Origin of the sequence: Sinomonas mesophila (assembly GCF_001999765.1) — a bacterium.
Lineage (GTDB): Bacteria > Actinomycetota > Actinomycetes > Actinomycetales > Micrococcaceae > Sinomonas > Sinomonas mesophila.
Genome location: NZ_MTIC01000003.1, coordinates 1 through 13,578, shown reverse-complemented (window position 1 = coordinate 13,578; position 13,578 = coordinate 1). Strand labels below are relative to the sequence as shown.

Sequence of the window (13,578 nt, the reverse complement as noted above, 5' to 3'; positions counted from 1 at the left end):
GGACCAATAGGGTGGTCTGACCAGAGGGTTGGGCGACCCGGCGATCGCGACCTGCAGCCCCCTTGACTCCTCCTCCGGGCTGACCCATGATGGAACCCTGCAAATGCCGCAAAACCTGCGAACCCTGTGTGACTAGGTGCTGCCACTAGCGACATTCAAAGACCCATGAGCAATTGATATGAATAAAGAACAATTCTCATCATCTAAAAATATCATATTGAAATAGCAAGAAATACAAAAGGATAAACCATGAATACCAAGGTTTCCCGCACGCACCTCCCCAGGGAAGTTGCAACAGCCTTGGGGATTTCCGTTGACACGGTGGGCAGGTATGCACGAGAAGGCCTGATCCCGTTCGACACGACACCTAAGGGCCACCGCCGCTTTGACATCGAGGAGGTCATGGAGGCTCTAGCTTCCGAGAGGTCCTCAGCCAAGGAAAGGCTGCAGGCACGGCCTGCGGGGAGCCGGCGGCTTGTTGCCGGCCCCGAAGTGGCGATGAGCCCGCAGTCCCGCCTTAGAGAAGATCTCCGCGCCACCCGAACTGCGAAGGAAATGGAGCTTCCCGAGCCGGTTGATGAGGAGCCGAATTCTGCAATTGACGAAGTACTGTTTCATTCACGACGGGTATTGGTCGCAGCTGGCAGATAGCTGAGACGGAGGCCCCGCCCTCAAAATCGGAAGAGACAAAATGAACGAGAATGTCGCGCAGCATTCAGCCCCTGACTTACGCCGAGTCGGTCAGATCCTCAAGACGATCGGGCAGGGTGATGTCATCTCCTTGGGAGCGGTGAACATTGTTGGGGTGGGTGCGAGTGCTGCGTGGCATTCGATCGCTGAACACGAGGGCATGCCTGAGCGGGAGCCCGGAGAAGAACTCTGGTCTCTGAGCATCGAAAGCGACGTCGAGTGGTACGTCGTGATCACTCAGGACTGTGACATAGTTCGCGACCCGAGCATCGAGCCCTGTCTGGTGGTCTGCCCGATCAAGTACGTGCCGAAGCAAGAGTGGCAGAGATTCGCGTCGGGACCTACGTCGCCACGGTTCTTCGCGTTCCCGGACTCCAACAAGCTCCCGGGGTTGGACGGGCTGCTGCCAGTGGCGGATCTGAGGTTCGTGACGAGTGTCGACAAGACGGCGATCCTGCACGAAAGCGTCAGAGTGCTGCACCCACTGTCTGCCCCGCAGCGGGCCGGATTCGGCCGGTGGGTGGGCGCGCGCTACGCCCGCGTTCCGCACCCCGACAACCTAGAGCGGGACGTCCTCCCAAAGGCAGCGAAGATCATCCGGGACCTGGCCGCGAGATACGCAGCGGGCGATCGCAAGGATCCGGAGGTCCGCCTCGTTGGGGCCACAAGCAGCTGGTATCTGGGTGGAAACGACAAGCGGGTCGTTTTCATCCCCCTGATCAGTGAGGCCACAGCCAAGGCATGCGGACTGTGGAAGGCGCCCTCCGTTGACTTCGATCACCACACTATTGAGACAGCGGAGAAGAGGCTCGCCAGCAAGATCCGCGCGTCTCTGCCCTCGGGGGCGGGATACGCGAGCAACGTGAGTGCGAGGACTCTTCAGAGCGCAAGTGCCGCGGACCTCTTGGAATGGTCGGAATGGATTGTCGAGAACTGAGGTGGCTCCGGGCGTCTCGCCTCACGCCGGGCGCAGCCGCCTCACGGCCTCGCGCACGGCCACGGCCAGCGCGTTCGCCCCGAACGGCCCGGCCTCGGCCGCGATCCGGCCCGCCGTCCCGTGGACGAGCGCCGCGGCGGCGGCGAGCTCGACCGGCCGGGGGGCGCCGCCGTCGTCAGTGCCCGCTCCCCCGCCCGCGGTGGCGAGCAGGGCCCCGAGCAGCCCCGTGAGCGTGTCGCCCGAGCCGGCCGTGGCCAGGTACGGGTGCCCCTCGGGCTGGACGAACGCGGTCCCGTCCGGCGCCGCGCACACCGTCGTCGGGCCCTTGAGCAGGACGGTCACCCCCATGCGGGCGGCGGCCTCGCGCGCCCAGCGCAGGGGCTCGGCCTCGACGGCGTCCCGGTCCGGGGCGTCAGGCCATAGCCGGCCCAGGAGCGCGGCGAGCTCCCCCGCGTGCGGGGTCAGCACGACGTGCTCCCCCAGCGCGGTCCCCTCGCCCAGCGCCTCGAGCCCGGACGCGTCCACGACCGCAGGGAGGCCCGACGCGAGGGCGGCCTCGAGCGCGAGGAGCTGGCCGGCGTCGTCCGCGATGCCCGGCCCGACGGCCCAGCCCTGCACGCGCCCCTCCGGCTCCGGCGAGCCCACGATCTCCGGGCATTCCGCGAGCACGAGCATCCGCACCGCGTCCGGCGCGACGAGCCGCACCATGCCCACCCCGGCCGCCGACGCCGCCGCCGTGGCGAGCGCCGCCGCGCCCGGGTACCGCTCCGAGCCGGCCACGATCCCGAGCACCCCGCGGGAGTACTTATGCCAGCCGTCCCGCGGGGCGGGCAGGAGCGCGGCCGCGTCCGCGGGGCCGAGCCCGCGCGCCTCGGGCTCCGGCAGGTGCGGGCCGAGCCCGATGTCGACGACCTCCACGCGCCCCGCGAGCTCGCGTCCCCGGCCCAGGAGGAGGCCGAGCTTGGCCGCGCCGAACGTCACCGTCACGTCCGCGCGCCACACGCCCTTCCCGGCCTCGCCCGTGTCCGCGTCGAGCCCGCTCGGGACGTCGCAGGCCACGACGAGCGCGTCCGGCCGCTCCAGCACGGGCCGGTAGTCCCCCGAGAAGCCCGTGCCGAGCACGGCGTCCACGACGACCTCCGCCGCCTCGAGCTCCTCCGTCACCCGCCCGCCCGCGCGCCCGAAGGCCGCGAGGCCCTCGGGGTGCGCCGATCCGGCGGCGAGCACCGCCGTCGTGCGCACTCCGCGCCGCGCGAGCCCCGCGAGCGCGAAGAGCGCGTCGCCGCCGTTGTTGCCCTTGCCGACGACGGCGGCCACCCGCGCGCCGTACACGCGCCCCCGGGTGCGCTTGAGCTCGCGGACGACGGCGCCGGCGAGCCCGTGCGCGGCCCTCGCCATGAGCGCGGGGCCGGCCCCGGCGTCGAGCAGGGGGCGCTCCGCGGCGCGGACCTGGGCACCGGTGAAGACCTCGATCATGGTTCGCCAGTCTAGTGAGCGCTGCTCCGGGCCGAGATGAGGCGTCGGACGTCGTCGTCGTCTTCGATGACCAGGGCGGTGCATTCAGCGGGCATGGGTCCCCCTCTCCCTTTCGGGCGGCGTGCGGTGGCCGGGGACGGGGTGGCGGTCGGGCAGGTGGACTGCGAAGGTGCTGCCCTGTCCGGGGGAGCTCGTGCAGGCGATGGTGCCGCCGTGGGCGGTGGCGATGGCCTTGGCGATGGAGAGCCCGAGCCCGATGCCGGGGATGCCGGACTTGCGGGCCGTCTCAGTGCGGTAGAACTTCTCGAACAGGCCTGCTGCCTCACCGGCGCCCATCCCGATGCCGGTGTCAGCGACCTCAATGACGTGCCCGCTGTCCGCACGGTAGGCCCGGACCGTGACCCGGCCGCCGGGAGGGGTGTACTTGAGCGCGTTGGAGAGCAGATTGTCCAGGACCTGGGAGATGCGCACGGGGTCGAGGACGGCGGGCAGGGGCCCTTCGGTCCTGTGCTTGAGCCAGACCCCGGCGGCGTCGGCCTCCTCGGCGGCGGCCTCGACGGCCTCGCGGACGAGCTGACCCAGGTCCGTGGGCTCGGGGCGGAGGTTCCCTGTGCCTGAGGCCGCTGCGAGGAGGTCGGCGACGAGGCGCTGGAGGCGCTCGGCGTTGCGGCGCACGATGTCCAGGCCCTCCCTGGTGTGGTCGGGCAGGTCGCCCGCGGCCAGGAGCATGTCGACATAGCCGAGCACCGAGGTCAACGGCGTGCGCAGTTCGTGGGAGACACTGGAGAGGAAGTCGTCCTTCACCGCCAGGGCCTGCACGAGCCCTGTGACGTCCGTGAACGCCAGGACGGCCCCCTCAGGGCTGGGACCGGGGATCGGCCTGGCCGACGTGGAGAAGACCCTCTGGGAGGCGCCCGTGCCCAGCCGGACCACCTGGTCCGAGAACGTCTCGCCCCGCAGGGCGCGGACCGCGGGCTGGGCTTCCGGGGGCAGCGGCTCTCCCTCCGGCCCGTAGACCTCGGGCCACTCGCGGCCCTGGTTGCCCGGGACGCTGCCGGCACGGGCCTCGTTCAGGAGCTGCTGCCGGTTGGCCAAGACGGTGCGGCCCTCGCTGTCTATCGCCTGGACGCCCACGTCCACCGTCTCCAGGACCGCATCGCGCAGGCGCTGCTCGCGGCGCAGGGCCTCCAGGGCGCTCTGGAGATCGTCTCGGGCCGCGGCCACGGATTCATGCTGGTCCCTGGCACTGGTCGAGAGCATGTGGACCACCCAGCCAGTGGCGAGCATCATCGCCGGGAGCATGAGGACGTCCGCGTACTCGGCCGGCTCCCTGGAGCCGGCCGCGACCACCGGCAGCCACACCACGGCCAGCGGGCCCAGGAACGTCATGGCCAGGCAGAATCGCGTCAGGACCCCCGACCAGGCCAGCCAGACCACAGGGATGACGGCCAGCACGCCGAGCTGGATGACCGTGCCCAACCCGGCGACTCCGACCATGCCGACCGGGATGAAGTCCAGCAGCGGCATGGCCAGCGCAGCTGCCGCCGGCAGCCTCTGCCACGGGACGGCGCAGGCGAGGGCCAGCATGGCCCCGTGGAAGAGCAGCCCTATCTGGAACAGCGGGCCTGCCGCCATGTCAGGGTGCCAGACCGCGACGATGACTGCCGCAAGGCCGGTGGCCAGGGTCAGGGGCAGTTGGCTCAGGATGACCCGTCGTCTGGGAGACATCTCGTAGAAGAACCTGTGTGCTGCCGACGGCCGCGCATCCCTGCCCCGAGATTCTCCCAACCGCGTTCTCCCCCACTGGACCCGGAATCCTGTCACTCCTATTGACACTTATCCCCGGTGCCCCTTACAAGACCCTCAGGAAAATTTCGGCAGACGCCCTGCGTAAAAACCGTGCCCTTCTTCTCCTCCGGTCCAGCGGGCGGAACTGGCTGCCTTTTTGGCGCCGGTCTCGTCATGAGAGCGGTGCCTTGCCGCGACACCGGTCCTCGGCAGACCGGCCTCGCAGGAAAGGACCGGCCTCGGAGCGAGACCGGTCATGGCATGCGGCGGGACGTGACCGTGGGTCGTGGAGGCTGAACTGGGCGCAAAAAATGCGTCGAGTGGATTTACGGGGGCTCGGGCCGAGATAGGATGGCAGAGCCGCCGGATGTGACTTGCAGTCTCCGGCGACGTCGTATAAGCACCGGCTCCGCCGGGTTCCATGGGGGGACACATACATGAAGCGCGCTGCGCTGGCCGCTGCCGTCACTGCTCTTGCCGCAACCGTCGCCGGTCTTCTGGCGGGGCCTGCGCTCGATCTCGGATTCCTGGTGTGGGCCTCCGTCGGCCTGTTCGGGCTCGTGCTCGGGTTCGCCTCCGTCCGGCAGGCGCGTACAGCGCACCGCAACGCCCTGCGCCCGGCCGCGGAGGACGCCGTCGCCCGCCCCGCCGCCGCGGTGCCGCGCCCGCTCCCCGCTTTCCGGGGCGCGGGCCTGCCACAGACCGTGCCGCAGCCGGCGGGGCGGTAGCCTGAACGCCAGCGCCCGGCACCGGCCAAAGGTCCGGTGAACTTCGCGTGAAGACCGGCGTTTCGGCGTGCGGCGCGAACGCCACGGAAGCCACCATGGGTGCAAGCACTGGCTCGAGTGGAGGAAAGCCCCCATGGCCGTTTCCGCTGTCCTGACCAACCCGCACGTCGCGGATCGCCTCTCCGCTACCGACGTGGCATCTCTTGACCTCGCCCACGACCCCGAGCTCGCCGAGCTCCTGGCCGCCGCACCCCAGATGGCCAGGGCCTTGAACGCCATTCTGAACCTTGACCTGGACGAGAGCGCCCGGCGCCTCATCCGCCGGGAGATCCACGAAACCCTCCGCTAGCCCAGCATCGGGCGAAACGAAGCGGGCATTGGCGGTGCGGTCCTACAGGCCTGTCTCGGCCACGTCGCGGGCCCTGAGTCCGAGGACGGCCCAGGAGAGGCCGAAGACCGCGTAGACGATCAGGGCCATGTACACGGGCAGCAGCCGGAGCGCATACAGAAGAGGCCACATGAGCAGGGAGAGCACTCCCAGCAGGCCCACCGCGATCATCAGGGCAGGCACCGTGCCCTGCTGGCCGGTGGCCGCCCGCCTCAGCCCCAGCCCGCCGAGCAGCATCCCGGTCCCCAGCGCAACAGTGCCGAAGGACAGGCCCCCCGTCACCGGCGCATCGAGACGGACCGCCAGGCCGAGGACGGCCAGCGCGGCGAAGCCCAGCGCTGCCACGAGCAACGCTCGGCCCGCCTGCCGGAGCCAGCGGCCGCCTGCGGCTGAGGCCCATGCCGGCAGCGCCACCAGGCCTGCCCCTGCGGTCAGGACGACGGCGAGAATCCCCGGAAGGCTGTAGAGGACCCACAGTCCCGTCTGGAGGATCTGGGTGTAGCGCAGTTCCTCGCGCCACACCACCGCCGCGCCCATCGGCTCCATGAGGGAGAGCCCGTAGAGATACCACAGGGCACCGCCGAGGGCCATGGCGATTCCGATGGCCACCGGAGAGACCCGTCGCCGGCCCAGAGCCCCCGCCCCCGGCACGCTGGCCGTGCCTGACCCCCAGCGCATGCGCCGATGGTAGGCCCGTGCCCCCCACGGCGGGAAGGGCGCGCGCTGACCATCAGACGCTAGTCCTTCTATTACGCCACGCGGTTGTGAGGTAATTCAGAACACTGCTACCTTGAGCGGAACAAGGTAAGGCTTACCTAAAGCACATTGTCCGGTGATCGTAGATGGAAGGGGACGCCAGGAAACATTCAATCTCGAGCTGTGATGTGCCAGGGGGTTGGCCATCGCCGCGGTCGAGCATTGGAGGCGGTCCCTCTTTCGTCGCCCACAACCCCAAGGCACTCGTATGGCAACACAGCACGTCCTCGCAGCCCGCCGGCTGCCTCGCACGGTCGACCACTCCGCAGACATGGTCGCCGTCGACGACTTCAAGGCAGCCTTCCGCAACCATCCTGCCGGCGTCTCCATCATCACCGCCCAAGGCCCGAGCGGTCCGGTAGGCCTGACGGCAAGCTCAGTCTTCTCCGTCTCCGCCAACCCGCCGACGTTGGTCTTCTCGCTCTCCGCGCACTCATCCGCGGCACCCGCAATCCGCGAGGCCGGGACGGTCGTCGTCCATCTGCTGGGGGCAGATCAGGTTGACCTCGCCACGACGTTCGCCACCGGCGGCATCGACCGCTTTGAGGACACCTCCATGTGGTCACGCCTGGTCACTGGGGAGCCCGTCCTGCCCAGGGCCAGCGCCTGGCTCCGTGGCAGGATCGTCAGCGAGATGAACGTCGGCGACTCGACGGTGGTCGCAGTACAGGTGCTGCAGGTCAAGAGCCAATCCGCTGCGCACCCCGACGCCGAGCAGGCCCGTCCGCTCGTCTACCACAACCGGTCCTGGCACTCGCTCAGCGCCGACTCGATGGTGATGTGAGCGACTGTCGCGCTGAGGGCGCCGCTGGCCTCAGCCCTCGGCGACGACCATCGCGGTGGCAATCCCGCCGTCGTGGCTCATGCTCAGGTGCCAGCGCTTCACGCCGCGGGCCTCGGCGACTGCCAGGACGGTGTCCTTGACCTGGATCTCGGGGCCGGCGGGGCTCAGGCCGATCCAGCAGTCCTGCCAGTTCATGCCGGCCGGGGCGCCGAGGACCTTCGCCACGGCCTCCTTGGCCGCGAAACGGGCAGCGAGGGAGCGCGGGTGCAGCTCTCGCTCGGCGGGGACGAAGAGCCTGTCCCGCAGGCCGGGGGTGCGCTCGAGCTGCCGCTCGAACCGTGCGATGTCCACGACGTCCACGCCGATGCCGATGATAGCCATGCGGCTACTCTATCGGCGGGGTGGGGCGGTCCAAGCGACACTGGCCGCCCGCACCGACGGCCGTCAATGTCTGGGGCCGGCCTCTGCGGCATGGGGGACGACGACGTCGCCCGCCGAGCGCCCCGCCGCCGGGAAGAGGACCAGGACGAGGCCGAGGCCGACGGCGGCGCCCACGAGCTGCGCGGCGACGAACCCGGGCAGCGAGCCCGGCGCGATGCCGGCGAACGTGTCGCTGAAGACACGCCCGAGCGTCACGGCAGGATTCGCGAACGAGGTCGACGACGTGAACCAGTACGCGGCCCCGATGTAGGCGCCGACGGCCGGGGCGGCGAGCAGCCCGCGGGACGTGCGGGCCAGGGCGAAGACCAGCAGGATGAGCCCCGCGGTGGCGACGACCTCGCCGAGGAGGTGGCCCGGCGTCGCCCGCTCCTTGCCGGAGATGGAGGTGCCGACCTCGAACATCGCGTTGGCGAGGACGCTGCCGCCGACGGCGCCGGCCGCCTGGGCCGCGACGTACGCGCCGAGCTCGGGAAGGTTCAGCCCCGTGCCGCTGCGCCGGCCGAGGATCCAGTCCGCGAGGGACACGATGGGATTGAAGTGCGCCCCGCTGACCGGCCCGAGCACCAGGATGAGCACGGTCAGCCCGAACACCGTGGCGGTGCTGTTCTCGAGCAGCTGCAGGCCGACGTCGCCCAGGGAGAGCTGCTCGGCGGCGATGCCCGAGCCGACGACGACGGTCACGAGGAGGCCCGTGCCGAGGAATTCGGCGACGGCGCGGCGCCACAGCGGCGGCTGGGAGGAAGTCATGCGAACCAGCTTGACCCAGAGGAATTAGCTCAGTCAAACTTGAACCAATGGACATTGAGCAAACTCCGGGGTTCAGGGAGCGCGTCGCCAAGCACGCGGCCCTGGCCGATGCGGGGCGCCTGCGCATCGTCGACCTGCTGACAGTGGGGGACCTCTCCCCCACGGAGCTCCAGGCCGAGCTCGGCATGCCCTCGAACCTGCTCTCGCACCACCTGCGCACGCTCGAGGGCGCGGGCCTCGTCACGCGGCACCGCTCCGAGGGTGACCGACGGCGCAGCTACCTCCGGCTCGCCGACGGCGCGCTGCATGGGCTGGTTCCGGGCATCGGGCACGACGCGCGGCGCGTCGTCTTCGTCTGCACCGCCAACTCGGCGCGCTCGCAGCTCGCGACGGCGCTGTGGTCCCGAGCCAGCGCCATCCCCTCCGCCTCGGCGGGCACGCACCCGGCTGAGCGGATCGCGGCGGGGGCCACCGCCGTCGCTCGTCGCCACGGGCTCAGCCTCGGCAAGTCATCCCCCCGCCGCCTCGACGAGGTGCTCGGGCAGGGCGACTTCATCGTGACCGTCTGCGACAACGCGCACGAGGAGCTCGCCGGCCTCGGCCGGGTTCACTGGTCCGTGCCCGATCCCGTGCGCCGGGGGACAGACGAGGCGTTCGAGCACGCCTACGAGGACCTGTCCCGTCGCGTCGGCGACCTCGCGGGGCGGCTGTCCGTCGCCTGAACCGAACAGAACCACCACCGAATCCAGGAGAAACCACTGTGACCACCGAGACCGCCAAGAAGCCCTCCGTCCTGTTCGTCTGCGTGCACAACGCCGGCCGCTCCCAGATGGCCGCGGCGTTCCTCACCTCGCTCGGACGGGGCGCGATCGAGGTCCGCTCCGCCGGGTCCCAGCCCGCGGACACGGTCAACCCGGCGGCCGTCGAGGCGATGTCGGAGCTCGGCATCGACATCTCCGCCGAGATCCCCAAGGTCCTGACCACCGAGGCGGTCAAGGAGTCCGACGTCGTGATCACCATGGGCTGCGGCGACGAGTGCCCGTACTTCCCCGGCAAGCGCTACGAGGACTGGGTCCTCGAGGACCCGGCCGGCAAGGGCGTCGACTCCGTCCGGCCAATCCGGGACGAGATCCGCGGCCGCATCGAGGCCCTCGTCGCCGAGCTCCTGCCGGCCCGGCACCCGGACGCCCAGTAGCCGGAACGGACGAGGAGCGACGAGGAGCACGGCCCATGGGCACTGAGACCCCCAGCACCGAGCAGCTGATCATCATCGGCTCGGGCCCCGCCGGCTACACGGCGGCCATCTACGCGGCCCGCGCGGGCCTCAAGCCCGTGGTCGTGGCCGGGTCGGTCACCGCCGGCGGCGCGCTGATGAACACCACGGAGGTGGAGAACTTCCCGGGCTTCGCGTCCGGCATCCAGGGCCCCGAGCTCATGGACGGGCTGCAGGAGCAGGCCGAGAGGTTCGGCGCGCAGGTGGTGTTCGACGACGCCACGCAGGTCGAGCTGAAGGGCGACCTCAAGCGCGTGGTCACCGGCAGCGGACAGGCATACGAGGCTCCGGCTGTCATCCTGGCCACCGGCTCGGCCTACAGGGAGCTCGGCCTGGCCGAGGAGAAGAGGCTCAGCGGGCACGGGGTCTCCTGGTGCGCCACGTGCGACGGGTTCTTCTTCAAGGACCAGGACATCGTCGTCGTCGGCGGCGGGGACTCCGCGATGGAGGAGGCCACCTTCCTGACCCGGTTCGCGCAGTCCGTGACCGTCGTCGTGCGCCGCGACGAGCTGCGCGCCTCGCGCATCATGGCCCAGCGGGCCAAGGACAACCCCAAGATCAGCTTCGCCTGGAACTCCGCCATTACGGCGATCCACGGCGACGGGAAGGTCGCGGGCGTCACGCTGACGGACACCCGCACCGGCCAGACGCGCGAGCAAGCGGCCAGCGGCGTCTTTGTGGCCATCGGTCACGTACCGCGCACGGACCTCGTGGCCGGGCAGGTCGAGCTCGACCCCGAGGGGTACATCAAGGTCGACTCCCCCACGACGGGCACGAGCCTGTCCGGGGTGTTCGCATGCGGCGACGCCGTGGACCACCGCTACCGCCAGGCCATCACCGCGGCCGGCACGGGCTGCGCCGCGGCGCTCGACGCCGAACGGTACCTCGCCGCCCTGGCGGACGCCGACAGCCTCGCGACCGCACTCATCGACGAACCCATTCACGCCTAGAGCACGCAGAGGACACCCCATGGATGAGAAGGCCACGCTCCCGGTCGTCGTGATCGGTGCCGGGCCCGTCGGGCTCGCCGCGGCCGCCCACCTGCTCGAACGCGGGCTCGAGCCCCTCATCCTGGAGGCCGGCCATGCCGCTGGCGCGGCCATCGACCAGTGGCGGCACGTCCGCCTCTTCTCCCCCTGGCGGTTCAACCTCGACGCCGCCGCCGTCCGCCTGCTCAAGGCGTCCGGCTGGGAGGCTCCCCGGCCGACTGCCCTCCCCTACGGGGGCGAGCTCGTCGACCGCTACCTCGCGCCCCTCGCCGCGCTGCCGGAGATCGCCCCGCGGCTGCAGACCGGCGCTCGCGTCGTCGCCGTCACCCGCCGCGGCTTGGACAAGACCCACTCCAGCGACCGCGACGGCACCCCGTTCACCGTCCGGGTGCGGCACGCCGACGGGACCGTCCGGGACGTCGCCGCCTCGGCCGTGGTCGACGCCTCGGGCACGTGGGCCCTCCGCAACCCCCTCGGCACCTCCGGCCTGCCCGCGGAAGGCGAGGTGGCGGCCGAGGCGCGGATCTCCTCGCCGCTGCCCGACGTCGTCGGACGCGACCGGGAGCGCTTCGCGGGGCGCCGGGTCCTCGTGGTCGGCGCGGGCCACTCGGCGGCGAACACGCTCGTCAGCCTCGCCGACCTCGCCAGGGCGGAGCCTGACACGACTATCCTGTGGGCCGTCCGCGGCGCGTCCGCCGAGAAGGCCTATGGCGGGGGCGACGCCGACGGGCTGCCCGCGCGAGGCCAGCTCGGCTCCCGCCTGCGCCGCCTCGTCGAGGCCGGCACGATCGAACTGTACACGGGCTTCGGCGTCGGCTCGCTCAAGGCGCTCGACACCCACGTCGTCGTCGAGGCCGTCGACGGGCGCACGCTCGACGTCGACGTCGTCGTCCCCTGCACCGGCTTCCGCCCCGACCTGGTCATCCTGCGGGAGCTGCGCCTCGAGCTGGACCCGGCGGTCGAGGCGCCCCGGGAGCTCGGGCCGCTCATCGACCCCGAGTTCCATTCCTGCGGAACCGTCCCTCCGCACGGGGCCAGGCTGCTGGCCCACCCGGAGAAGGACTTCTACATCGTGGGCATGAAGTCCTACGGCCGGGCCCCCACGTTCCTGCTGGCCACCGGCTACGAGCAGGTCCGCTCAGTCGTCGCCGCCCTGGCCGGGGACCGCGAGGCCGCGGACACCGTGCAGCTCGAGCTCCCCGAGACTGGGGTCTGCTCCGCCGGCGCGGGGACGAGCTGCGACGCGCCGTCGTCTTTGGGAGTCGGCGCCGAAGCCAAGACCGCCGCCGCGACGGACGCCGGATGCTGCACGGCCCCGGAGCCGCAGCTGATCGGCTTCCCGACCGGGCTGGCCCACGGCCGGTCCGGCGAGAACTGAAACCCTGCGAGGAACGGACACCTGCCATGACCGAACAGCACACCGCCCTAGGGCTGCAGGACAGCACCGAGGTCCTCTACCGCATCAGCGCACGACTGGCCGAACGGTTCGCCGGCGTCTTCGCCGCCGAGACCGTCGAGCGCTACGTCTTCGAGTCCTACACCTCCCTCGCCCGCACCGCGAGGATCAGCACCCACCTGCCGGCCACCACCGAGCACTTCGCGAACGACCGCCTCAGCGCCCTCGCGACGTCCAGGGACCCCGCGCCGTCCGAGGTCCCGGAGGTGCTCTTCGTCTGCGTCCGGAACGCCGGCCGATCCCAGATGGCCGCGGCCCTGCTGACCGTCGAGGCCAAGGGACGGATCCGCGTCCGCTCCGCCGGGTCCATGCCCGCCGCGGAGCTGGACCCCGCCGTCATTGCCGCCATGTCCGAGATGGGCCTGGACCTCTCCGCCAGCTACCCCAAGCCGCTGACCGACGACGTCGTGCGCGCCTCGGACGTGGTCATCACCATGGGCTGCGGCGACTCCTGCCCGATCTACCCCGGAAAGCACTACGAGGACTGGGACCTGGCTGACCCCGCCCAGCAGTCCCTCAAGGCCGTGCGCGCCGTCCGCGACGAGATCCACGACCACGTCAGGGCGCTCGTCGCGTCCCTGCTCGACAAGCCCGCCCCGTCTACGGAAGGAACTTCTTCATGACCGATCCCGCCACCGCCGCTGTCGAGGGCCGCAAGCCCGCCGTCCTGTTCGTCTGCAGCAAGAACGGAGGCAAGTCCCAGCTCGCCGCGGGCCTCATGCGCCAGCTCTCGGGCGGGGCCGTCGACGTCTACTCGGCGGGCACGAAGCCGGGCAGGGAGCTGAACCCGCTCGCCGTCGAGTCCCTCGAGGAGCTCGGCATCGACGTCGCCGGCGAGCACCCCAAGCCCGTGACGGAGGACGTCCTGGGCGCGGTCGACGTCGTCGTCGTGCTCGGGACCGAGGCCAAGCTCGAGCCGCGGGAGGACACGCGATTCGAGCTCTGGGAGACCGACGAGCCGTCCACGCGCGGCATCGAAGGCATGGGGCGCATGCGCCTGCTCCGCGACGACATCAAGGCGCGTGTCGAGGCGCTGCATGCCACCCTCACCGGCTCCCGGGCCTAGGGCGTGTTGCTAAACCGATCGAGGCCGAGTCTGCGGTTGGCTGGGTGGATGGGTGAGCG

Annotated in this window: 16 protein-coding genes; 11 read left to right on the top strand and 5 right to left on the bottom strand. The window is 70.8% G+C overall.

What is annotated here, in order from left to right:
* Positions 1 to 249: 249 nt before the first annotated feature.
* Positions 250 to 651: a MerR family DNA-binding transcriptional regulator gene (locus BV907_RS18380; protein WP_139346737.1), complete on the top strand. Its 402-nt coding sequence runs from the start codon at positions 250 to 252 to the stop codon at positions 649 to 651.
* A gap of 40 nt (positions 652 to 691) precedes the next feature.
* The gene (locus BV907_RS11475) at positions 692 to 1,627 is read left to right on the top strand and encodes a hypothetical protein (RefSeq protein WP_077489872.1); all 936 of its coding nucleotides are present in this window, start codon (positions 692 to 694) and stop codon (positions 1,625 to 1,627) included.
* Positions 1,628 to 1,648: 21 nt separating this feature from the next.
* Here the strand turns inward: BV907_RS11475 and BV907_RS11470 are convergent, their stop codons facing one another.
* A complete protein-coding gene (locus BV907_RS11470; protein WP_077489871.1) occupies positions 1,649 to 3,103 on the bottom strand; it encodes a bifunctional ADP-dependent NAD(P)H-hydrate dehydratase/NAD(P)H-hydrate epimerase in 1,455 nt (484 codons plus the stop codon).
* An 84-nt stretch (positions 3,104 to 3,187) separates the two neighbouring features.
* Positions 3,188 to 4,831 carry a sensor histidine kinase gene (locus tag BV907_RS11465; protein WP_139346736.1) on the bottom strand — a complete coding sequence of 548 codons (1,644 nt, stop codon included), beginning with the start codon at positions 4,829 to 4,831 and terminating at the stop codon, positions 3,188 to 3,190.
* A 497-nt stretch (positions 4,832 to 5,328) separates the two neighbouring features.
* Between BV907_RS11465 and BV907_RS11460 the strand changes: the two genes are divergently transcribed.
* Together BV907_RS11460 and BV907_RS11455 are read left to right on the top strand one after the other, a co-directional pair.
* Positions 5,329 to 5,619 carry a hypothetical protein gene (locus tag BV907_RS11460; RefSeq protein WP_077489869.1) on the top strand — a complete coding sequence of 97 codons (291 nt, stop codon included), beginning with the start codon at positions 5,329 to 5,331 and terminating at the stop codon, positions 5,617 to 5,619.
* Positions 5,620 to 5,752: 133 nt separating this feature from the next.
* Positions 5,753 to 5,968, top strand: a complete 216-nt coding sequence (locus BV907_RS11455) for a hypothetical protein (protein ID WP_077489868.1) — start codon at positions 5,753 to 5,755, stop codon at positions 5,966 to 5,968.
* A gap of 42 nt (positions 5,969 to 6,010) precedes the next feature.
* Here BV907_RS11455 and BV907_RS11450 read toward each other — a convergent pair whose 3' ends face one another.
* A complete protein-coding gene (locus tag BV907_RS11450) occupies positions 6,011 to 6,616 on the bottom strand; it encodes a hypothetical protein (protein WP_139346735.1) in 606 nt (201 codons plus the stop codon).
* Positions 6,617 to 6,971: 355 nt separating this feature from the next.
* Here BV907_RS11450 and BV907_RS11445 point away from each other — a divergent pair, with 355 nt between their 5' ends.
* Positions 6,972 to 7,547 (top strand): flavin reductase family protein, encoded by a 576-nt coding sequence (locus BV907_RS11445; RefSeq protein WP_077489866.1) that lies wholly within the window; start codon positions 6,972 to 6,974, stop codon positions 7,545 to 7,547.
* Positions 7,548 to 7,577: 30 nt separating this feature from the next.
* Here the strand turns inward: BV907_RS11445 and BV907_RS11440 are convergent, their stop codons facing one another.
* Both BV907_RS11440 and BV907_RS11435 read right to left on the bottom strand, forming a co-directional pair.
* Positions 7,578 to 7,928, bottom strand: coding sequence for a holo-ACP synthase (locus BV907_RS11440; RefSeq protein ID WP_077489865.1), 351 nt, complete (start codon positions 7,926 to 7,928; stop codon positions 7,578 to 7,580).
* 63 nt (positions 7,929 to 7,991) lie between these two features.
* Positions 7,992 to 8,735 carry an aquaporin gene (locus BV907_RS11435; protein ID WP_077489864.1) on the bottom strand — a complete coding sequence of 248 codons (744 nt, stop codon included), beginning with the start codon at positions 8,733 to 8,735 and terminating at the stop codon, positions 7,992 to 7,994.
* Positions 8,736 to 8,782: 47 nt separating this feature from the next.
* Between BV907_RS11435 and BV907_RS11430 the strand changes: the two genes are divergently transcribed.
* Genes BV907_RS11430 through BV907_RS11405 form a run of 6 tightly spaced genes read left to right on the top strand, consistent with a single transcriptional unit; the run spans position 8,783 to position 13,519 of the window.
* Complete coding sequence (locus BV907_RS11430; RefSeq protein WP_077489863.1) at positions 8,783 to 9,457, top strand: arsenate reductase/protein-tyrosine-phosphatase family protein; 675 nt, start codon at positions 8,783 to 8,785, stop codon at positions 9,455 to 9,457.
* 38 nt (positions 9,458 to 9,495) lie between these two features.
* A complete protein-coding gene (locus tag BV907_RS11425) occupies positions 9,496 to 9,930 on the top strand; it encodes an arsenate reductase ArsC (protein WP_077489862.1) in 435 nt (144 codons plus the stop codon).
* A 35-nt stretch (positions 9,931 to 9,965) separates the two neighbouring features.
* Entirely contained in the window at positions 9,966 to 10,958 is a 993-nt protein-coding gene (gene trxB, locus BV907_RS11420; protein WP_077489861.1) for a thioredoxin-disulfide reductase, read from the top strand.
* 19 nt (positions 10,959 to 10,977) lie between these two features.
* Positions 10,978 to 12,375 carry an FAD-dependent oxidoreductase gene (locus BV907_RS11415; RefSeq protein WP_077489860.1) on the top strand — a complete coding sequence of 466 codons (1,398 nt, stop codon included), beginning with the start codon at positions 10,978 to 10,980 and terminating at the stop codon, positions 12,373 to 12,375.
* Positions 12,376 to 12,401: 26 nt separating this feature from the next.
* Positions 12,402 to 13,076, top strand: coding sequence for an arsenate reductase ArsC (locus BV907_RS11410; protein ID WP_077489859.1), 675 nt, complete (start codon positions 12,402 to 12,404; stop codon positions 13,074 to 13,076).
* Positions 13,073 to 13,519 carry an arsenate-mycothiol transferase ArsC gene (locus BV907_RS11405; RefSeq protein WP_077489858.1) on the top strand — a complete coding sequence of 149 codons (447 nt, stop codon included), beginning with the start codon at positions 13,073 to 13,075 and terminating at the stop codon, positions 13,517 to 13,519. Before BV907_RS11410 ends, BV907_RS11405 begins: the two co-directional genes overlap by 4 nt.
* Positions 13,520 to 13,578: the final 59 nt, after the last annotated feature.